The sequence below is a fragment of the Mesorhizobium sp. M6A.T.Ce.TU.016.01.1.1 genome, from assembly GCF_003997065.1.
GTDB lineage: Bacteria > Pseudomonadota > Alphaproteobacteria > Rhizobiales > Rhizobiaceae > Mesorhizobium > Mesorhizobium mediterraneum.
The window spans coordinates 133881-154599 of record NZ_RZTJ01000004.1 but is presented as its reverse complement, the minus strand read 5'-3'; the positions used below and the strand labels follow the sequence as shown (position 1 = coordinate 154599).

General features: G+C 62.7%; 18 protein-coding genes. 10 read left to right on the top strand and 8 right to left on the bottom strand.

The window, feature by feature from the left end; all coding sequences use genetic code 11:
• Positions 1-4 precede the first annotated feature (4 nt).
• Genes dhaL through dhaK form a run of 6 tightly spaced genes read left to right on the top strand, consistent with a single transcriptional unit; the run spans position 5 to position 4342 of the window.
• The gene (gene dhaL, locus EOC94_RS09480) at positions 5-607 is read left to right on the top strand and encodes a dihydroxyacetone kinase subunit DhaL (RefSeq protein ID WP_127290425.1); all 603 of its coding nucleotides are present in this window, start codon (positions 5-7) and stop codon (positions 605-607) included.
• Positions 604-993: a dihydroxyacetone kinase phosphoryl donor subunit DhaM gene (gene dhaM, locus EOC94_RS09475; protein ID WP_127290036.1), complete on the top strand. Its 390-nt coding sequence runs from the start codon at positions 604-606 to the stop codon at positions 991-993. The genes dhaL and dhaM overlap by 4 nt, the downstream gene beginning before the upstream one ends.
• Before the next feature lie 21 nt (positions 994-1014).
• Positions 1015-1317, top strand: coding sequence for an HPr family phosphocarrier protein (locus EOC94_RS09470; RefSeq protein WP_127290034.1), 303 nt, complete (start codon positions 1015-1017; stop codon positions 1315-1317).
• A complete protein-coding gene (ptsP, locus tag EOC94_RS09465) occupies positions 1301-2887 on the top strand; it encodes a phosphoenolpyruvate--protein phosphotransferase (protein WP_127290032.1) in 1587 nt (528 codons plus the stop codon). The genes EOC94_RS09470 and ptsP overlap by 17 nt, the downstream gene beginning before the upstream one ends.
• A gap of 8 nt (positions 2888-2895) precedes the next feature.
• Positions 2896-3321, top strand: a complete 426-nt coding sequence (locus tag EOC94_RS09460; RefSeq protein ID WP_095484299.1) for a hypothetical protein — start codon at positions 2896-2898, stop codon at positions 3319-3321.
• A gap of 34 nt (positions 3322-3355) precedes the next feature.
• Positions 3356-4342 (top strand): dihydroxyacetone kinase subunit DhaK, encoded by a 987-nt coding sequence (gene dhaK, locus EOC94_RS09455; protein ID WP_127290030.1) that lies wholly within the window; start codon positions 3356-3358, stop codon positions 4340-4342.
• Positions 4343-4733: 391 nt separating this feature from the next.
• On the opposite strand, the gene EOC94_RS09450 is transcribed toward dhaK, so the two are convergent.
• Positions 4734-5525 (bottom strand): DUF2259 domain-containing protein, encoded by a 792-nt coding sequence (locus EOC94_RS09450; protein WP_127204060.1) that lies wholly within the window; start codon positions 5523-5525, stop codon positions 4734-4736.
• Between the two features lie 144 nt (positions 5526-5669).
• Here EOC94_RS09450 and EOC94_RS09445 point away from each other — a divergent pair, with 144 nt between their 5' ends.
• Both EOC94_RS09445 and EOC94_RS09440 read left to right on the top strand, forming a co-directional pair.
• Positions 5670-7577, top strand: a complete 1908-nt coding sequence (locus EOC94_RS09445; RefSeq protein WP_127290029.1) for a propionyl-CoA synthetase — start codon at positions 5670-5672, stop codon at positions 7575-7577.
• 100 nt (positions 7578-7677) lie between these two features.
• Positions 7678-8757 carry an acyltransferase gene (locus EOC94_RS09440; protein ID WP_127290027.1) on the top strand — a complete coding sequence of 360 codons (1080 nt, stop codon included), beginning with the start codon at positions 7678-7680 and terminating at the stop codon, positions 8755-8757.
• Positions 8758-9064: 307 nt separating this feature from the next.
• Here the strand turns inward: EOC94_RS09440 and EOC94_RS09435 are convergent, their stop codons facing one another.
• From EOC94_RS09435 to EOC94_RS09410, 6 genes are all read right to left on the bottom strand, one after another.
• Complete coding sequence (locus EOC94_RS09435; RefSeq protein ID WP_127290025.1) at positions 9065-11443, bottom strand: polysaccharide biosynthesis tyrosine autokinase; 2379 nt, start codon at positions 11441-11443, stop codon at positions 9065-9067.
• Between the two features lie 271 nt (positions 11444-11714).
• A complete protein-coding gene (locus EOC94_RS09430) occupies positions 11715-12611 on the bottom strand; it encodes a UTP--glucose-1-phosphate uridylyltransferase (protein ID WP_127204063.1) in 897 nt (298 codons plus the stop codon).
• Between the two features lie 57 nt (positions 12612-12668).
• Positions 12669-13637 (bottom strand): glycosyltransferase family 2 protein, encoded by a 969-nt coding sequence (locus tag EOC94_RS09425; RefSeq protein WP_245329811.1) that lies wholly within the window; start codon positions 13635-13637, stop codon positions 12669-12671.
• A complete protein-coding gene (locus EOC94_RS09420) occupies positions 13627-14577 on the bottom strand; it encodes a glycosyltransferase family 2 protein (RefSeq protein WP_127290023.1) in 951 nt (316 codons plus the stop codon). Before EOC94_RS09420 ends, EOC94_RS09425 begins: the two co-directional genes overlap by 11 nt.
• Complete coding sequence (locus tag EOC94_RS09415; protein ID WP_127290021.1) at positions 14577-15575, bottom strand: glycosyltransferase family 2 protein; 999 nt, start codon at positions 15573-15575, stop codon at positions 14577-14579. Before EOC94_RS09415 ends, EOC94_RS09420 begins: the two co-directional genes overlap by 1 nt.
• Positions 15576-15600: 25 nt before the next feature.
• Positions 15601-16773 carry a glycosyl transferase family 1 gene (locus tag EOC94_RS09410; RefSeq protein ID WP_127290019.1) on the bottom strand — a complete coding sequence of 391 codons (1173 nt, stop codon included), beginning with the start codon at positions 16771-16773 and terminating at the stop codon, positions 15601-15603.
• Between the two features lie 189 nt (positions 16774-16962).
• On the opposite strand from EOC94_RS09410, the gene EOC94_RS09405 reads away from it, so the two are divergent.
• Together EOC94_RS09405 and EOC94_RS09400 are read left to right on the top strand one after the other, a co-directional pair.
• A complete protein-coding gene (locus EOC94_RS09405) occupies positions 16963-18459 on the top strand; it encodes a lipopolysaccharide biosynthesis protein (RefSeq protein WP_095484308.1) in 1497 nt (498 codons plus the stop codon).
• A gap of 38 nt (positions 18460-18497) precedes the next feature.
• Positions 18498-19520, top strand: a complete 1023-nt coding sequence (locus EOC94_RS09400) for a phosphoribosyltransferase family protein (protein WP_095484309.1) — start codon at positions 18498-18500, stop codon at positions 19518-19520.
• Between the two features lie 115 nt (positions 19521-19635).
• Here EOC94_RS09400 and EOC94_RS09395 read toward each other — a convergent pair whose 3' ends face one another.
• The gene (locus EOC94_RS09395; protein WP_127290017.1) at positions 19636-20715 is read right to left on the bottom strand and encodes a glycosyltransferase; all 1080 of its coding nucleotides are present in this window, start codon (positions 20713-20715) and stop codon (positions 19636-19638) included.
• Positions 20716-20719: the final 4 nt, after the last annotated feature.

Genomic DNA, 20719 nt, shown 5'->3' with positions numbered 1-20719 from the left:
GACGATGGACAAGGTTGACCTGAAGACGCTGGTATCCGTCACCGCCGACACGATTGCCGCCCACGCGGACGAACTGACCGCGCTCGACCAGGCGATCGGCGATGGCGACCATGGCCTGAACATGAAGCGCGGCTTCGAGGCGGTGCGGGCGGAGGCCGAGGGGTTTGCTGCAAAGCCATTGCCGGAGGCGCTGAAGGCGATCGGCACCAAGCTGGTGATGACGGTGGGCGGGGCATCGGGACCGCTGTTCGGGACGCTGTTCATGGCGCTCGGCAAGGAGATTTCCGCAGAGCCGGATCGCGCCAATCTGGCTACGGCTTTCGGCAAGGCAATCGAGGCGGTGGCAGCGAGGGGCAAGTCGCAAGTCGGGCAAAAGACCATGCTCGACGTGCTGCAGCCAGTGCATGAGGCGCTGTTGCAGGGAAAGACGGCAGCGGAAATCGCCGATGTCGCGGACCGTGCAGCCGATGCCACCGTGCCGATGAAGGCATTGCGCGGACGCGCTTCGTTCCTTGGCGACCGCTCGATCGGCCATATGGATGCCGGCGGGCGCTCGGTCGCGCTTCTGGTGCGGGCTGTCACTGAGACCATCGGGGAGCACGCATGAGCAATGTCGGCATCGTCATCGTATCACACTCGCCGCTGGTCGCCGAAGGCACGGCGGACATGGTGCGCCAGATGGTTGGCGACGAAGTGCCGCTTGCATGGTGCGGCGGAAACGGCCATGGCGGGCTGGGGACCAATGTCGAGGCGATCATGAGCGCCATCGACAAGGCCTGGTCGGAGGCGGGTGTCGCCATACTTGTCGATCTCGGCGGCGCCGAGACCAACAGCGAGATGGCGGTCGAGATGATCGGCGAGCCGCGCGCGCAGAAGATCATCGTCTGCAATGCGCCGATCGTCGAGGGCGCGGTGATGGCGGCGACGGAAGCTTCCGGCGGCGCTTCGCTCAGGGAAGTGGTGGCGACAGCACACGAACTGGCGCCGTCGTGAATGAACAGGAATTTTGACTCAATGTCCGCATCCGCAGAAGCCACCGTCCTGATCACCCACGAGGTGGGCCTGCATGCGCGCCCTTCGGTGAAGCTCACCAAACTCGCCAAGACATTTTCGGCCGAGGTCGAAGTGGCGCTCGCCGCCAACGGCCCTTGGTTCGACGCCAAGAGCATCGTCAAGGTAATGGCGGCCAAGGCGCCGAAAGGCACGGTTCTGCATATAAGGGCCAAAGGTGACGGCGCCGGCGAAGCGGTCGGCGCGCTTGTCGAGCTGGTGCGGCGCGATTTCGACGAGGGCGCGGACCATGCCCGAAGCGCTTAGGCTGAAGGGGATTTCGGCCTCGGCCGGCTATGCCGAGGGGCCGCTGTTCAACCTCGACCCGGTTGCCGCGCGCTATGCCGGTAAGGCAACGGCTGCTGAAGAGGAGGCTGCGCTCGATACGGCAATCGGTGTTGCGACAGGCAGGCTCACCGCGCTGATCGAAGCGAGTGAAGGCGATGCAGCCGACATTCTCGAATTCCAGCTCGCCATGCTGGAGGACGATGTGCTGACCGGCCCGGCCTTTGCCGCGATTGCCGCCGGCCAGCCAGCCGATGCGGCATGGCGGCAGGCACTGGATGCCGAGATCGCAGGCTACGAAACGTCGGATCAGGATTACTTCCGCGCACGCGCGGCCGACATGCGCGATATCAGAGACCAGGTGCTGCGCGCGCTGACCGAGGACAGCGAGGCAGCTGCGCCGGCGGGAGCCATTTTCTATGGCGAGGACATCGCTCCGACGCGCTTTCTCGAAACCAACTGGAGTTCCGGCGGCGGCATCGCGCTGAAAGCCGGCAGTGCCGCCAGTCATGTCGCCATGCTGGCGCGCTCGCGCGGCGTGCCGATGATCGTGGGGCTTGGTGCTTCGCCGGCTCATCTTGCCGGCATCGCACTGCTCGACGCCGAGCATGGCGGCATCGTGCTTTCGCCATCGAAGGCCGAGATCGAAGCTTTCCGCCGGTCTTCGTCGTCGTTCACGGCCCGTCGCGACAAGGCACAGACCTATCTGGAGAGGCCGGCGGTGACAAAAGCCGGCACAGCGGTGCGCGTGCAGGTCAACATCGCCGATCCATCCGATGTCGACGGCATCGATATCTCGACCTGTGACGGCATCGGGCTGATGCGCACCGAATTCCTGTTCGGCAAGACGCTGCCCGACGAGGAGACGCAATATTGCGCCTACCGCAAGGTGCTGGAATGGGCGGGCGAAAAGCCGGTGACCATCCGCACCGTCGATGCCGGCGGCGACAAGCCGGTGCCAGGCTTCACCGTGGACGAGGGCAATCCGTTTCTCGGCCTGCGCGGCATCAGGCTGTCGCTGGCGCGACCGGAGGTCTTTCGCGTGCAGATCCGGGCCCTGTTGCGCGCCGCCGTGCATGGCAATCTCAAGGTGATGTTCCCCATGATCGCCGTGGCGGACGAGTACGAACGTGCCGTCGCGCTATTTACGGAAGAACAGGCTGGCCTCGTGGCGCGCGGCGTCGCGCAAAAAATGCCTCCGCTCGGCATCATGGTCGAGGTGCCGTCGGTTGCGATCGCGCCGGAAGCGTTTGCCAACGTCGCCTTCTTCTCGATCGGCTCGAACGACCTGACCCAGTATGTGATGGCGGCGGCGCGTGACAATGCTTCCGTCGCCCATCTGAATTCCGTCCGGCACCCGGCCGTGCTCCGGCTGATCGCCTCGGTTGCCGCCTTCGGCCGCGCGCAAAAGATTCCGGTCAGCCTGTGCGGCGACGCCGGTGGCGATCCAGCGTCGATCCCGGCGCTGCTTGAGGCCGGCCTGCGCGACCTTTCCGTGGTTCCCGCCCAGCTCGCCATGGCCAAGGCGGCCATCGCGGACGTATCGATCTAGGCGCTGGCATGGCCGACAAGACACCTGAACCCGGCTCCGAAGAGGCGATCCGCGCCTACAAGACCATCCTGTCGCAGGTGATCGACCAGCGCCCGTCCGGCATGCGCCAGCGCCTCGCCGACGCGCTCGGCAAGCACCGCAGCTTCGTCACGCAGATTTCCAGCCCGGCCTATTCGATCCCGATCCCGTCAAAACATTTGCCGGCTATTTTCTCCGTCTGCCATTTCAGCCCGGCCGAACGCGACCATTTTCTTGCTGCCTACCACCAGGCGCATCCGGGAAAAATGTCGGTGGCGTCAGGCATGCGAAAGACGCGGCATGTCTCGCTGATCGTTCCCGATTTCGGTGACGACAAGCAGAACGCAGCACTCGACCGGGCAGTCAACGATTTCATCCAGAAGATCACCAGCATAGCCGGCAAGGGCGGGACATAGTCGCGCCGCGCCTGGCCATTTCGGGAGGACGGTCATGAAGAAATTTCTGAATTCGGTCGACACGGTGCTGACCGAAAGCCTCGATGGTTTCGTCGCCGCCCATGCCGACATCCTTGTGCTTGGCGACGAGCATAAATTCGTCCGCCGCAAGGCGCTGAAGCCCGGCAAGGTGGCGCTGATTTCCGGCGGTGGCTCTGGCCACGAACCGCTGCATGGCGGGCTGGTCGGGCATGGCATGCTGGATGCCGCCTGCCCCGGCCAGGTGTTCACCTCGCCAACACCGGACCAGATGCTGACCGCGGTAGAGGCCGTCAATACCGGCGCCGGCTGCCTGTTCATCGTCAAGAACTACGAGGGCGATGTGATGAATTTCGACATGGCCGCCGAAATGTCGGAGGGCGTCGTGCAGATGGTGACCAATGACGATGTCGCCGTCGAGAACTCGTCCTACACGACCGGCCGGCGCGGCGTCGCCGGAACGCTGGTGGTCGAGAAGATCCTCGGCGCGGCGGCCGAGCAAGGCATGGCTCTGAAAGAGCTGAAGGCGCTTGGCGAACGCGTCAATGGCGCGACCCGCTCTATGGGCGTGGCGCTGACCAGTTGCACCGTGCCGGCGGCCGGCAAGCCAACCTTCGATATCGGCGACGGCGAGATGGAGTTCGGCGTCGGCATTCATGGTGAGCCCGGCCGCCGCCGCGACACGCTGAAGAGCGCCGATGCCATCGCCGAGGAGATCTGCCTGGCGATCCTGGGCGATCTCGGCGACCGGGCGAAAGGCCCGGCGCTGCTCTTCATCAACGGCTTCGGCGGCACGCCGCTGATGGAGCTTTACCTGATGTACAACAGTGCCCGAAATATCTTCGAGAATAACGGTGTGACGGTCACCCGCTCGCTGGTCGGGTCCTATGTGACATCGCTCGACATGGCCGGCTGCTCGATCACGCTGACCATGCTCGACGACGAGACGACCGCCTTGTGGGACGCACCGGTGCATACGGCGGCACTGCGCTGGGGGATGTAGCGCGGCCAAACACGGCGCTGCCGCTTACCATCAAAAAGCAAGCCCGCTTCGATCTGCGAAGCGGGACTTTGCAAAGACGCCCCCAAAAATAATCGGTGACAACGCTGTCATGCGCCACGCCGAGCATTGTCAGACCAGTTTGGTGGATTTAGGCACAATGTTGCTTTCCTTACCTTTGGTAAGGTAAGGAATCCGGCGGGTTTTGGGAGGCGGAACATGCGTTACAATTGGGATCGGGCTCCGACGGGGTTCGAACGTCACCGAAAGGCGCTCGCCGCCGCTTTGCTGATCGCCGGCGGGGTCGGACTCGTGCTCGCGGCGCTGCCGCTCTAGAACCAATCCGAATAGGGCAGTCGAGATGGCGTCGAGGATGCCTGGGCGCGAGCGGCTTTCAAGGCACCTCGCCGGTCACGGCGATAAAGCGGCGGTCCCGTCCTTCAAATCCCTGACTGAAGCGTTGCACGAGCACGGCTAGCACTGCCGATTTGCCATCCGGGGTGAACGCATAGGATTCCGACAGGCTGTAGGAAGTCGGACAATTCCTCGAGCCGGGCACGGCTTTGTCCTCATGCAGCAGCTTGAACGGCTTGCCATCCTGTCCCTGCAGCGTCAGGCGGAAACCGAGCGCCTTGCCGGCCGTGGCGCCTTGCTGCGTCTCATCGAAACTTGACGAGCAATCCGTCGTGCTCCCGGCTAGGGTCTGGTCGAGCTGGATGGTCGAGATGCCAAGCTCGTCATAGCTCGGCGAAAGCCATTTCTGCGAAACCTGCTCCAGGCGCGCAATGTCTTGGTAACCGATCATGTCGTCGGGAAAGGTGAATTTGTCCACGGCCGTCCGTTCGCCGCGCGGCGCGATGGCATATCGGGCGAGCAGAGGTGCCGCCTGCGCGGCTGCCTGTGCCCTCGCCTGCTCCACCGTCAGGGTCGAATCCTCGGTCTCATCGACGATGCGGATGGGCTTGCCGCCGACGAACTCGTCGGTGCGTGTGTCGATGATGTCGATCTCCGACCAGCCCGAATCCGAAACACCGGCATCGAGCGTGCCGTATTGCTCGAAGGCGAAATAGTTGCCGTCCGGCGAAAAGCCGATAATGCGCCTCGCCGCCGCATCGCCGGCCTGAGCGGCGGAAGCGACCGTCAACAGCACAGCCGCCAACACGGCAACCTCGCATCGCGACTTCATTGCGCCTTGCCCCCATTATGACCCTAGACCATCATGCCGCGTTTTGCGGCCAAGGCGAGGTCGCCAAAAGACGAAATTGCACATGCTTGCAAAAACAGCATACGCTATTTCAAAGACAGCAAACATTCCTGGGGAGGAAGCTGGATGGCGTCACGCTACCACGAGGTCTATGACAGCTGGAAACGCGATCCGGAGAAATTCTGGGCGGATGCGGCCAAAGCCATCGACTGGTTCTCACCCTACGACAACGTGTTCGATCCGAATGCCGGCGTCTACGGGCGCTGGTTTGGCGGCGCCTCCTGCAACACCTGCTTCAACGCCGTTGACCGTCACGTGACGGGTGGCCGCGCCGATCAGATCGCGCTGATCCATGACAGCGCGATTTCAGGCACGATCAAGAAATTCACCTATGCCGAACTGAAGCGCGAGGTGGTCGCGCTGACTTCGGTGCTGAAGAACCGCGGCGTCCAGAAAGGCGATCGCGTCATCATCTACATGCCGATGGTTCCGGAAGCGGCCTTCGCCATGCTTGCCTGCGCCCGGATCGGCGCCGTGCATTCGGTCGTCTTCGGCGGCTTTGCCTCGCACGAGCTCGCCACGCGCATCGACGACGCCAAGCCGAAGCTGATCATCTCCGCCTCTTGCGGCCTGGAGCCTGGGCGCGTCGTCGCCTACAAGCCGCTGCTCGACAAGGCGATCGAGACGTCGCGGCACAAGCCCGACGCCTGCCTCATCCTGCAGCGCGACCAGCTGCGCTGCGAGCTCAGGGAAAACCATGACATCGACTATGCCGACGCCGTCGCCCGCGAGCGGGCCGCGGGCGCCAATGTCGACTGCGTTCCAGTGCTCGCCACCGACCCGCTCTACATCATCTACACGTCCGGAACGACCGGCCAGCCCAAGGGCATCGTGCGCGACAATGGCGGCCACATGGTTGCGCTGAAATGGTCGATGGAGAACGAGTTCGGCGTCAAGCCGGGAGAGGTGTTCTGGGCGGCTTCCGACGTCGGCTGGGTGGTCGGCCATTCCTATATCGTCTACGGCCCGCTGCTGCATGGCTGCACGACCGTCATGTTCGAGGGCAAGCCGGTCGGCACGCCCGACGCCGGCACCTACTGGCGGGGGATATCAGAGCATGGCGTGGTCGCGCTGTTCACCGCGCCGACCGCCTTCCGCGCCATCAAGGGACAGGATCCCAAGGGCGAATTCGTCCCGAAATACGACCTCTCGAAATTCCGCACGCTGTTCCTCGCCGGCGAGCGCGCCGATCCGGAAACCATCAAATGGGCGGAGCAGAAGTTGCACGTGCCGGTGATCGATCATTGGTGGCAGACCGAGACCGGCTCGCCGATGACGATCAACCCGGCCGGATTGGGCCTGCTGCCGGTGAAATACGGCTCGCCCGGCGTGCCGATGCCCGGCTATGACATCCGCGTGCTCGATGATGGAGGTCATGAGGTCGAGCGCGGCACGCTGGGCAATGTCGTGGTCAAGCTGCCGCTGCCGGCCGGCTGCCTGCCGACGCTGTGGAATGCCGATGACCGGTTTCGCCAAGCCTATCTCGACGAATTCCCCGGCTTCTACAAGACGGCGGATGCCGGCATGATGGACGAGGATGGCTATTTGTTCGTCATGGCCCGAACCGACGACATCATCAATGTCGCCGGCCACCGGCTGTCGACCGGCGCCATGGAGGAGGTGCTGGCCGCGCATCCGGACGTTGCCGAATGCGCCGTCATCGGCATCGCCGATCAGATGAAGGGCCAGGTTCCGCTCGGCTTCGTCGTGCTGAATGCGGGTGTCGACCGCGATACCGGCACTATCGAGACCGAGGTGGTCACCCTGGTGCGCGAGCGCATCGGCCCGGTCGCCGCCTTCAAGACGGTGGTGACGATCAAGCGCCTGCCAAAGACGCGCTCCGGCAAAATCCTGCGCGGCACCATGCAAAAGATTGCCGACAAGGAAGAATGGACTATGCCGGCGACCATCGACGATCCGGTCATTCTCGACGAAATTACCGCAGTGCTGAAGGGACGCGGGATCGGCCTGTAAGGACATCTGGCCATCGACAGCGCGCCGGTAGCCAATTGGCTATTGTGCAATGCAGCAAATCGCCATACAGTTTTGCCGGGGCGCCCACCGACGATACGGCATGGCTCAGCAAAAAACCACATTTGGCGGCGTCGACATTCTTCGATTTCTCGCCGCCGTCCTCGTGATGTTCTACCACTACGGTTACTGGGTGTGGGCCTTTCCCGCCGGCGTTTCGGCACGGGCCACCGGCGGCATCCCGCCGCATCCGGAACTGGAGATGCTCGGCTCCGGATGGGTCGGCGTACAGGTGTTTTTCGTCATCAGCGGCTTCGTCATCGCCTTCAGCGCCGAAAACTCAACCCCCTTGCGGTTTTTCGAGGCAAGGGTGAAGCGGCTGGCGCCGGCGGTCTGGATCTGCGCGCCGGTCACTGCGGCGGTGCTGCTCCTCGTCGGCCTCAGCTGGCCGACGGATGCCGTGAACCGGCTCGTTCGCACGGCATTGTTCGTTCCCTACTCCCCCTGGGTCGACAGCGTCTATTGGACGCTCGGCATCGAGATTGCCTTTTACGCCGTCGTCTGGACCTTGCTGTGGCTGGGCCGCTTCCATCTGATGGAGGTCGTGGCCATTGTGATCGGCATGGTCAGCACGCTCTTCTGGTGCCTGTATTATCCGCTCGACTGGTCGGCCTTTGCCGAGACGCGTTGGCTCGCCCTGCTGCTGGTGCATCATGGGTGCTTCTTTGCGACGGGCGTCATGATCTGGCTGATGCGCTTCAAGGCGGTGACGCCTTTCCGTCTTGTCCTCTGCGCGCTGTTTCTCGTCGGCTGCGTCCTCCAGATCGCCAGTTCGGTCGATGTTCACACCGTGAAGGTCGAAGAGCAGATGCCATACGCGCCACCGATCGTCTTCTTCCTCGTTGCCATCGCCCTGATGGCATGCTCGTTGCGGCTCGACCTCTCCTGGCGCGGCTGGCGCCGGATCGGCCTGATGACCTACCCTCTCTATCTGATCCACGATGTCGTCGGCGCTGCCATTCTCGGCGCCCTGATGCGTGCGGGAGTGCCATATCTGCTTTCGGTGGTCATCGTCGGGGCGACCATGGTCGCCGCGAGCTGGCTGATTGCGATCGAGGCCGAACCGCGAGTCCGGCTTCTGCTCGACCACACCATCTTCCGCTATCGTCTCAAGGCGGCGTAACCGCCGGCGTGTCACGCCGGTTCGTGGCTGCAAACGTGCTGCTGTGGAATGTGCGGCGCGAAGCATGGTGCCCACGCTCTTTGCAAGTGATGAGCCCTCTTTCCTACGTGTCGACCGGTCGCGGCGCGGTCAAGCGAGGCGATCGACCCACGCATAGGACATCATTCCCGTCGACACTGTCGCTTCATGCCCAGCCGCCGATCATTGCCTTGCTCGAGGGCATCCGTGTTCGCTCACGCCGCATCAGCCAGCATCGGCCTCGCCGCACAGGACGACGATCCGCTCAACATCCATTCCTATACGGGCCTCAGGTATTTGCCTTCGTCCGCGCTTCCGATTTTTCCAGATAGTAGCTCGAATACCTGTCGAAAAATTTCTCCGAGCCGCCGATCGATCCATACTTCGCCAGCTTCTTCAGATCGACCTTGTTCAACACCACGCCGACGATCTTGTTGGCGATGTAGGATTCCGAACTCAGTATGGATTGCACCATCGCGCGCGGCGTGCGCCCCCACTCGGTCACGAGCACGAAGCCGTCGGCAAGCGGAGCAAAGGCCTTGGCATCGACCACGGGGCCGAGCGGCGGCAGATCGACGACGATGTACTCGAAGGTTTCCTTGGCGTTGTCGATGAAACGTCGCATCCCGGCCGACGACAGAAGCTCGCTTGTGTGGGAGAAATGACCGCGCGGGACGGCCGGGACGATCGCCAGCTTGGTCTGTCGGTCGATCTTGCCGACGGACTGCCAGGTCTGCCCGCTCACCACCGCTTCCATCAGGCCTTGCTCGGCCTCCATGCCAAGGCTGCGGCTGAGGCCGGGGTTGCGCAGGTCGCCGTCCACCAGCAGCGTTTTGGAGCCGTTGGCGGCAAGCAGTCCGGCCAGATTCGCCGCCACGGTCGATTTGCCCTCGCCGGGAAGGACCGAGATCACGCCGATGACCCGGCTGCCTTGCCCTTCCAATACGACGTCGAAGGCAATCTTGGCGCTGCGGAGCGTTTCGGAAAACATCGATGCCGGGGCGTCGATGCTGACCCGCATGCGCGCGCGTCTTTCGGCGGCCGACGGTGATTGGGCGGTTTTGACATCCGCCTGACCGTCATCGTTCTTGGCGACCTTGCTGCCAATGACTGGCAGGTAGCCGAGGAATTTGAGGCCGACGCGATCGCGAACGTCCTCACCGGTCCTGAAGAACCGTTCCCTGAATTCGTTCAGGCCACCGACCCCGGCCCCCATCATCAGGCCAAGCACAAGCGAAAGTCCCAGCACGATGGACGTGCGCGGCGTTGCCGCCGACTGCGGCAGCGTCGCGTCTGAGATGACGCGGATCTTGCCGACCGGGAAGGATTGCTGCTGGGAGGCTTCCTCGTAGCGGCCAAGGAATGTCTGATAAAGTGTCGAGAGCGCCGTTGCCTTCTGCTCCAGCTCGCGCAGCTGGACCTGCGTCTGGTTGTCGATGGAACTCTTGCCGGCCGCTAACGCGACATTTGCGCGGAGCGCCGTCTCGCGCGCGAGAGCGACTTCGTATTCGTTGCGATAGCTTTCGGTCAGTTGCTTCAGCTCGCCGAAAATCTGCGCCGATATGTCGACCTTTTCCTTGGCCAGCGCGACCGCCTGGGGATGCTCGGCGCCGAAATTGGCTTCGATATCCTGCTGCCGCTTGGCGACAGTGAGATAGCGGGTCTTGAGCGTCGAAATGACCGAGCTGCTCGGCTGGTCGGCGGATATGGCGGCATCCCTGAATGCGTTGTCCGAACCGCTTTCGACGATCGACTTGTACTGCTGATAGCGGGCGCTGGCGCGCGCGGTATCGGCCTGCGCTTCAATGAGCTGCTCATTGAGGTCGGACAGTTGCTTGTCGCTGATCAACTGGCCATTGTTATTGACGGCCAATCCATGTTCGGCCCTGAACTTCTCGACCGCGAGCGCCGCTCCTTGGGAACTTTCGCGAAGCTCCGTCAGCCGGCCTTGCAGCCAGACCGCCGCTCGCTCGGTCGCATCGAAGCTCGCATCGAGCTGATCGGCGAGATAGGCGTCGGCATAGGCTTTGGTGATCGCCGTCGCGAGCGCAGGATCCGTCGCCTGATAGGCTATGGAGATCACATAGCTTCGACCGATTCGCTCGGCTTGCACCTCGTTCTGCAGTTTGAGGATTGCGTAATCGCGGCGTGACGAGGCGATCATCGCCTCACGCGTCGGCGCATCAAGCTGGGTAACGTCGGTGGTGCCCACCACGGCGGGGGTGGGACGGAAGTACCGGATCACGCCGCGCACAAAACCGGCGGCCTTCGACGCTGCCGACGTCGGCGGGTACAAGAAAGCGTCGTTCTGATCGAGCTTCTGCTTGTCGACGACCACCGCCGCCAGCCTCGCCGAGTGGAGAATTTCGATCTGGCTCAGAATGGCGGAATCGGTCTGCATGCTGACCGACGCCGCCGAGACCTCGTCGACGACCTTGTTCAAGCCTTCGTCGATCAGCACGCGGCTCGTTGCCATGTAGGTGGGAGGCGTGGTCTGCAGATAGAGCACGCCCAGAAAAAGACCGATGGCGGCACATACCGCGACCACCTTTGCCTGCCTTGCTGCCATGCTGAGCAGGCGCTCGACATCGATGAAGTCTTCGGCGCTTACGGCGTCTGAACTCGGCAATGGCTTCCTCTTGTCGAGAGGAAAATTGGCATAATTCATCTTCGGTCCAATTCTAGTTTGCATCTAGAGCGGCGGTCCCTCAAGTCGAACTGTGCCGCCGCTCTATCTCTTGTTTGAGCATAGGATTTTCCCAAAACCGGTCTCCGTTTTGGGTCCGATGCTCTGGTTTGCAGGCGCTAGAGCAAGATCGGGGGCATCAGCATATGTGCAACGCAAGCTTCATGCCAGACGCCGCGAAACCCGGGCGGCCAAACATATCGGCGTGTCTTGCGTCACCATTTCATACGCTAATACTCCCCAAAAATGGGCTTTATGCGGCTTCTACCCGGCGCTCATGCGACCGGACGAACTCCTGAAGCATCTCGAAGATCGGCCCCTTCATGTCGTCACGCGCCAGCGCGAAGGCGACATTGGCCTGGATGAACCCTTCTTTCGAGCCGCAGTCGAACATCCGGCCATTGAAGGGCTGGGCGAAGAAAGCCTGGCTCTGCGCAAGGCGGACCATGGCGTCGGTCAGCTGGATTTCGTTGCCGGCGCCGCGTTGCTGATTGCCGAGCAGCGCGAATATCTCAGGCTGCAGGATATAGCGGCCGTTGATGTAGTAGTTCGACGGCGCATTGGCGGGAGCCGGCTTTTCGACCATGGCGGTCACCTCGAAACCCGAGCCGACATCCGCGCCGCAGCCGACGATACCGTATTTGCTGGTTTCGGTCGGGTCGCAGCGCTCGACCGCGATGACGTTTCCGCCGGTCTGCGCATAGAGATCGGCAATTTCGGCGAGACATCCGCGCCCGCCGAAGGACACCATGTCCGGCAACAGCAATGCGAACGGCTCATCGCCGATGACCTCCCGGGCGCACCATACCGCATGGCCGAGACCTTGCGGCGACTGCTGCCGGATGAAGCTCGTCGCACCGGCCACGGGAAGCAGGCTTTCCAGCGCCTGAAGCTGCGCCTTCTTGCCGGTCTGCTCCAAAGTCCCGATCAATTCGGGATGCAGGTCGAAATAATCCTCGATGACCGCCTTGTTGCGGCCCGTCACGAAGACAATGTGCTCGATGCCGGCTTCGAACGCCTCGTCCACCGCATATTGCACGACAGGCCTGTCGACGACCGGCAGCATTTCCTTCGGCATCGACTTGGTCGCCGGCAGGAATCGCGTTCCAAGCCCCGCTACCGGTATGACTGCCTTCCTGACTTTCTTCATCGCATATTCCTTCTGAGGAGATCGACTTCAACTGTCGCAGGCCGCGAAAACTGTTTTTCACCTGCCTGCACCTTTCACCTCCCCCGCACCCACGGCAAATTGCGCCGCCACCCTTCGCAGCCGGACGGCGATCGGCATGCCCATATGCCGAACCGCCGCCGGATCGCTGAGCGCCGTCCACACCGCCTTGAGCGGGGACCGCGCCTTGATGTGCTGGACCAGCGACAGGAACGACGCCGCCTTGCGCAGGCTGCGCGTGCGCCTCGCGAAAGCGGCCTCGGCCTTTGCGTCCATCGAATGAGTTCTGGCGAAAACGAGATCGGCCTTGCGCATCGCCTCGACGTGATGAAGTTCGAGCACGCGGGAAATGGAGCCGGTGCGGATATGGTAGACATAGCCCGTCGTCGGCTCGACGACGCATTTGCCGCCCTTGGCCAGAGCACTGGCCAGCAGGATGTAATCTTCGCCGATGATCAGGCCTTCGTCATAGCGAAGCCCGTTTTCGTTCAAGAAACGTCGCTGGAAGATCGGCTTGAGATAGCCGAGATTGAATCTCGATTCGAAGACCACATTGCCGGCGATAAAGTCCGCCAGCGAGATTTCACTCAAGCCCTCCAGATAGTCGGCAGGGAACATCGTCTCTTCGGCAACGCCGTCCTCGCGAACGACCTGGAGATTGTCGACCGCGATCTCGGCGCCCGCTTTCTCCGCGCGGTCAATCATGGTGCAGATTCGCCCGGGATAGACCGCGTCGTCGGAATCGAGGACCGCGACCCATCTGCCGCGGGCAAGCTCAAGGCCGGCATTCCTGGCGCCGCCGGGGCCACGGTTTTGCTCAAGTGCGACAACACGCACGATGTCTTCTGGGTAGGATCGCGCCAGATCGAGCGTCCGGTCGCCCGACTGGTCGTCGACGACGATGATTTCGACGCTGACATCACGCTGGGCGATGGCGCTGGCGATCGCCCGCTCGATGGTCAGCTCCGCATTGTAGGCGGCAATGATAAAGGTGACGTCAGGCTGCACGCTTGCCCCCTTCCTGCGGCGAGGGCAGGCCATACTGGCGGATTTCACGCACACCGACGAGCCCGCTCACGACGCCGACATGCATGATGCCGCGAAGCACGCTGCGGTTCCTGCGCACGGGATTGATGGCGACCGGGATTGCCGATGCGAAACAAAAGACCGCCTTTGCCGAGGCAAGGCCGACTTGCCTGACCAATGCGAGGCCACTCGCGTCGCGTCCGAGGAGATGCCCATGCGTCTGCCCGACGCGGAACCGGCGGCGGCGGAGCCAGTCGAATGCGGCTCTGGCGCGCGGCACCACTTCGTCGACCCAGGCCTGCGGCGAAAAAGCGATGCGGCCGCCGGCCTTGACCATAAGGTCGAAGAATTCGGTGTCCTCGCCGCCGGTCTGGCCACGCGCGAGGCTGAATCGCCGGCCGCGCAGGCTGTCGGCGCCCATCCTGAGCAGAACGTTGCAGGTGTAACCAGTGCGGATCTCGCCGCGCACCCAGACGGGCAAGGTGGAGTGGAAATCGCCGCGTCGCATCCAGTCGGGCGCGTCCGGCCGATAGCGCGCCCGCACCGGTCCGAGCACTGCGGCGGCGCCACTCACTTCCGCCGTCGCAACCAGTTCGGCGAGCCATCCGGACGATGCCGTTTCGTCGTCGTCGAGAAAGGCGACGAAATCCGACGTGCTGGCGTCAAGGCAGGCGTTGCGGGCGATCGAGATGTTGCGCGCCGGACAATGACGATAGCTGACCGGCAGCCTCAACGTCTCCGCCAGCGTCGCCACCAGCAGCTCGGCCGTCGGCCCGTCATCATTGTCGGCGACAATGACGCGGATGTCGAACCCCGAAGGCACATCCAGGGCGGCAATGGAGCGGAGCGTGTCGGCAAGCTCCGGCCGCCGAAACGTGCAGACGCAAATGTCGATGCTGCGTTTTTTGTCGGCCACACCCATCACGCCACCCTCCTACCCTGTGATCGCGGCCCAAGCAGTTGCAGCCAGAAGCCGACGGACCAGCCGAAATGCATGACCATTGCCGAAATCCCGGCAAGCGCACTGTCCGGATTGCGCTGGCTGATGGCGGTCCATACGCCATAGCCGAGACAAACCGACGCCCACACCAGAAGCGGCATGACCGCCAGCCAATGCACGAAGAAAAAGGCAGAGAGAAGGACGACGGGGAATACCAGAAGCGGCACCATCTGCCGGACCTTCGGTATCATGCGGTGCTTGAGAACGTTCTTTGCCCGGCCGCGGCCATAGCCGAGATACTGGAAATAGAGGCCGGCGAGCGACGAGCGCGGGTAATAGATCATTTGCGTCTTGCCGCTCATCCAGATCCGGCAGCCGGCCTGACGGAGCCGGTAGTCGAGCTCCGCATCCTCGTTGTGGCTGAATGTCTCGTCATACCCGCCCACCGCCTTGAAGGCCGATACCCGCATCAGCGCATGATGGCCGTGATCGACCCACTCGCCAGCCGAGAGATGCCGGTGCTTGGAGCCGCCCGTGCCGAGCTTGGAATTCTGTGCAGCCGCCACCGCTTTCTGCACCGTGCCGCTGCCGCTGGTCAGCATGGAGACGACGACCGAATCCGCGCCGGTCGCCAGCGCCTCCTCGACCAGCCGATCGCAATAGTCCAGGGGATAGCCGCCATGCGCATCGATGCGAATGAGATACTCAGCCCCTTCGCCGTAACTGGCAACGGCGAGATTGATCGCCGCGCTCTGGAGGCGCTTTTCATTGTGAAGAAGGATGATCCGCGGGTCCTTCCCGGCGATCTCCTCCACGATCGCCCTTGTGCCGTCCGTGCTGCCGCCATCGGCAACGACGATCCGGGCACCGAGCCTCTCGGCCGCTGGTCGAAGCTGATCAACAAGCGCGCCGATGTGAGCCGCTTCGTTCAGGCACGGAATCACGATCAGGCTGGGCGCAAGCATTTCGGTTTGCGTCATTGGCCCATGTCCATCCCTAGCCATCCTAAGCCAGTGCCTCGGCGGCATATGGACCGGGCACGGCCGTCAACCCGCGAAGCTTCTCGACGAGCGCCCGGCAATCGCTGCGGTCGTGACTCCAGGTCCGTGGATTGCGGGCAAGAACACGCGCCCGGAAATTCCCGAAACGATGCTCCTCCATATCGCCCAAGGCGGCTTCGAGCGCCTCGGGCGTGGCTTGAGGCAAAAGAACGCCGATGCCCTGCCGGTCGAGGAACCGGCCGGTTTCGGTGTTGCCCATCGAGATCGGCACGGCGCCGAAGCGGCAGCCCTCGTAGAGGCGGTTGGGCAGCAGCCATTCGGAATTCAGCCCCTGCTCGAAAAAGTCGATGGCCCAGGAAAAATGAACCTCGCGGTAGATCGTCGCCATGTCCTCGGGGTTCCGATAGGGCCCGCCAAACGAGAGCCAGGGCTCGGATTCGACGAAACCGTGAAAATCCGGAAATTCGGAAAGCGCCGGACGGCCTCTGAGGATGATTTCGAAGCGCCCCTCGAGCCGTCGGGAAAATTCGGCCAGAAGCTCCAGGGAGCGGCGGCACCGGAGTGCGCCGAACCAGCCGATCCGCCAAGGCGGAGCGACGGGGGCCTCCGCCACCGTGCGATCATCCAGCAAAACCGCGGCAGGCTCGAAATATTTGTTTTCGAGCAGTTCGACCGGCGCGGTAATCTGCCCGAACGGCTTGAAATAGTTGGCGATGAAAGCCGGCGAACTGGTCACCAGGAGCTTTACATCCCTGGCCAGATAGCGTTCGGCGCCGCGCATCGCCTTGCCCAGAAAGTCGTCGCGAAGCACCAGGCGATGGATATCGAGACACTCATAGACGATCGGCACCGTTGCCTGGAACGCCGATCTGGCACGGCGGGCAAGCGCCAGCATTTCCAGATTGCGCGCGATGATGAGGTCGGGTCTTGGCATCGAACCGAGTTTCGAGACGATCGAGACCGCCGCCTTTGTGACCGCTGCCAGGCGCTGGCCGAATCGGCCGTCGCGCGTCGCGCCAAGATCGATCGGCTGCAAGCCCTCGACGTCGGCGATTGGGCTTGCTGTCCGACGGAAGCCCGCCAGTGTGACCTGGGCGCCGCCTGCCTTGAGCATTATGATCCGCCGGCGCACTGCCGGGTCGGAGACGTCGTGTACCAAGTACAAGACATGCAGCATGAAAATTCGACCGCTGTTGGCCCGCCCGCAAGAATCCTAGTACAGCTCGTGCTGCATCGCAACATTTTTGGTGCAGCGTAGCAAAAATCCACGTTTTTTGTTGCGCTGCAAAATTATTGCCGTAGTTTGATGGTGGCATCGGGCGCGGGTCGGGACGTCGGACCGGCACAAAAATCAGGGACCCTGAATTTGCAAGCCAATGCATTCGACCCGCCAGAGGGCTCTCTCCGCAGATCGGTCGGACGCGGCGCTATCATCACGGCTTTGGCGCAATCGGTGCGGGTTGCGACGCAGATCGTCTCCGTCATCGTGCTGTCGCGCCTGCTGTCGCCGCAGGACTTCGGTGTGGTGGCGATGTGCGCACCGGTGCTTGCCTTCATCGCGCTGTTCCAGGATTTCGGCCTGACCCAGGCCACGATCCAGAAAAGCGGGATAAGGCATGAGGAGATCAACTACCTCTTCTGGGTCAATGTCGCGGTCAGCACGTTGCTCGCTTGCGTGCTTGCCGGCTCGGCGCCGCTGGTCGCCGCTTTCTACGGCGAGCCGCGGGTGGCCGGTCTGGTGGCAGCGCTTGGGCTGCAGATCATAGCCTATGGGCTGGGCGCCCAGCATCTGGCGCTGCTGACACGCCGCATGCAGTTCGGCCGCCTGGCCATCATCGACGTCGCAAGTGCCGTCGCCGGCCTCGTCGTATCGATCGCTTGGACTTTCATCGACCGTTCCTACTGGGCACTTTTTGCCGGCACGCTGACAACAGCCGTGCTGCCCACACTTTGCTTCTGGGCAAACTCGCGATGGCGCCCCAGCCTGCCGCGCAAGGTCGATGGCATCAGCGACCTGATCAATTTCGGCGCCGGCATCACCGGGTTCAATTTCACCAATTTCTTTGCCCGCAATCTCGACAATGTGCTGATCGGAAAATATTGGGGCGAAGCGCAGCTTGGGCTTTATGACCGGGCCTACAAGCTGCTTCTGTTTCCGTTGAGCCAGATCACCAATCCGCTGTCGAAGGTCATGGTGCCGGCTCTTTCCAGGCTGAAGGACGAGCCGGACCGCTACCGCAGCGCCTATCTTCGCGTCATGCCGCTGATCTTGCTGGTTGCACTTCCCGGTGTCGCCTTCGCCACCGCCATGTCCGACCTGCTGATACCGTTTGTGCTCGGCGAGCAGTGGCGGCAGAGTTCCAACATCTTCCTGGCGCTCGGTTTTGCCGGGCTGCTGCAGCCGCTCAACAACCCGGCGGGTTGGCTTTTCATCAGCCAGGGTCGCTCGGGCGATTTCATGCGCTGGGGCATCATAGCGGCCGTGACGTCGGTGCTAGCCTTCCTGGTCGGCCTGCCTTATGGCGCGTTGGGGGTGGCGATCGCCTATGCGATCAGCGAGTATCTCAAAACACCTTTCCTGTGGCTGTATATCGGCAAGACCGGGCCGCTGCGGGCAAGCCACATGCTTCGCGCGGCAACGCCCTTCGTGCTTGGCGCGCATCTGGCGCTTGCCGCGATCTGGTTTGCCAAGCCGCTGCTGCCGCAACAGCACATCGTCGCCATGGCGAGCGCGGTTGTGCTGTCCTACATGATCACCATCGTGACCGCGCTGGCGTTTGCGTCCGGCCGCGAAGCATTGCGGGAGGCTCTGAAACTCCTGCCGGCACGGGCGCCCGCGGCAGCACCAAGCGAGGCGAAGTAACTTGCACGGACATCCATACGAGAAGCAGGTCTGATCCCATGCACTACCGATCGATCTCCGACATGAACGATGCGATTGTCAGGAACCTTCACCGGTTGCCGCGCGACATCGACCTGGTGGTCGGCGTTCCCCGAAGCGGGATTCTCGCCGCCACGCTGCTCAGCCTGACGGCGAACATCCCGATGACCGATCTGGACAGTTTTCTGGCCGGAAAGATTTATACTTCGGGAGTCACCAAACGCCGCGCCGCGCTCGACCGACAGGCCTCCGACATGCGCAAGGTTCTGGTGATCGACGACAGCGTCAGCGGCGGTGCCGCCATGCGCGAGGCGCGCAGCCGGGTAGAGGCCGCCGGCATCAAGGCGGACTTCATCTTTGCCGCGGTGTTCGGCCTGCTGCCTCAGCACGAGGAAACTGACGTCGTCCTGGAAGTCGTGCCGCATCCAAGGATGTTCCAATGGAACTTCATGCACCACAAATTCCTCGCGCAATGCTGCGTCGACATTGACGGCGTGCTCTGCCTGGACCCGACCGAAGCCGAAAACGACGACGGCCCGGCCTATGAGAAATTCCTGAGCGAAGCACTGCCTCTGTTTGGCCCGACCCGCAAGATCGGCTGGCTCGTCACCAGCCGGCTCGAGAAATACCGCGCGCTTACCGAAGCATGGCTCGCAAAGCATGGCATCGCATACGACAGACTGATCATGCTTGACCTGCCGAGCAAGGCGGAACGGCAACGGCTTGGCGTGCATGGCAGTTTCAAAGCCGATTTCTACCGCAAATCCGACGCCATCCTGTTCATCGAGAGCGAACACCAGCAGGCCCTCAAGATCGCCAAGCTTTCCGGCAAACCGGTGCTGTGCGTCGAAACGCATCTGGTAACTTATCCCGACACGCTGTCGCTTCCGGCACTAGGACAGACGGCACGCAACCTTCCCAGCAGATTGCGGGGGATCAGTTCGCCTGACGGGCGCAAGACGGCAATCAAGACCGTGGCGCGCACACTGCTCGGCGAACGCGGCTACGAGACGCTCAAGAGCCGGATCAAAAGACCTGCTTGAATCCGATTCAGAACTTAGAGCGGTTCAGCTTTGATAGAACCGCTGACCCGCTCTAAGCATTTGTTTTTACGCAATTCCGAACGGAAAACCGCTACGCACTTTTCCTGGAATTGCTCTAGGCGGCCTGTCGCGAAGGCTGCCGTGCCGCCCTGTCGAGCATCGAGAAGAAGGTCGCGAACTGACCAGCCGGATCGAGTTCCGGTCGCTCGGAGAATGCACGTGCCGCCGTTGAAAGCCGCCCATATTCCTGGCTGTCGGTCCACAGACGCCTGACCACTGCCACCCAATCGGCGAGCGGGGCGTCGTAATCCAGCACCACGCCACCGGAGCCGATCGCTTCGGGCAGGCCGCCACGACGCGAGCCGACGACGGGAATGCCGCTGCAATGGGCTTCCGACGCCACCCGGCCCCAGGCCTCTTCCCACTTGCTGGGGGCGAGCAGGATTTTCGTGCGGCCATAAACGGTTTTCATGTCGCTGGTCCGGCTCTCCAGCGTGACGTTGCCGAGCGGCGCAATCGTCTGCTCGATCCGGGCCCGATGATCGTCGTCAAGCTTCCAGCTTTCAACGAATAGGAACGGGATTTCGGAGCAGGCGGCGGCAATGCGCACCGCAAGCTCGAAGCCTTTTTCCTCATAGGGATTGATCAGCGTGACAAATTCGCCTGTCGTCGGCGTGCTGTAGAGGGCGGGATTGATGGTCGGCGGTATAACCGTCGAATCGATATCGAATTTTGCCTTGTAGGTGCGCGCCGTGAATTCGGAATTGGCGATGTAAAGCGCCGAATGCAGCTCGCGCAGATCGCCGCCCAATTCGTGGAACTCGACGTTTCTGAGATAGACGACCAGCGGCACGCCTTCGGCCTGCAGCGCCTTGCCGATCGGAACCGACTTGTGGCACTGGACCACGGCGACATCCGGCCTCAGCTTTTCGACGGCAAAACCCGCCGCCTCCCAGGGAAACCAGGCCCGCACGACAGGATAGCCCGGATAGCTGTCGATGACCGCGCGCTGTCTCAGAAGCTTCATCTTGGCGCGTGCCTTATAGCCGAAAACGCCTTGGCCAAACAGGGCGGCAAGCACCGACGCCTCATGCCCGTGCTCGAGCAACTGCTCGGCAAGATGATGGGTGCTGGACTGGACACCGCCGCTGAACTGGGGCGTGTAACCGTTGCCGCCTGCAAAAAGCACTTTCATGGTT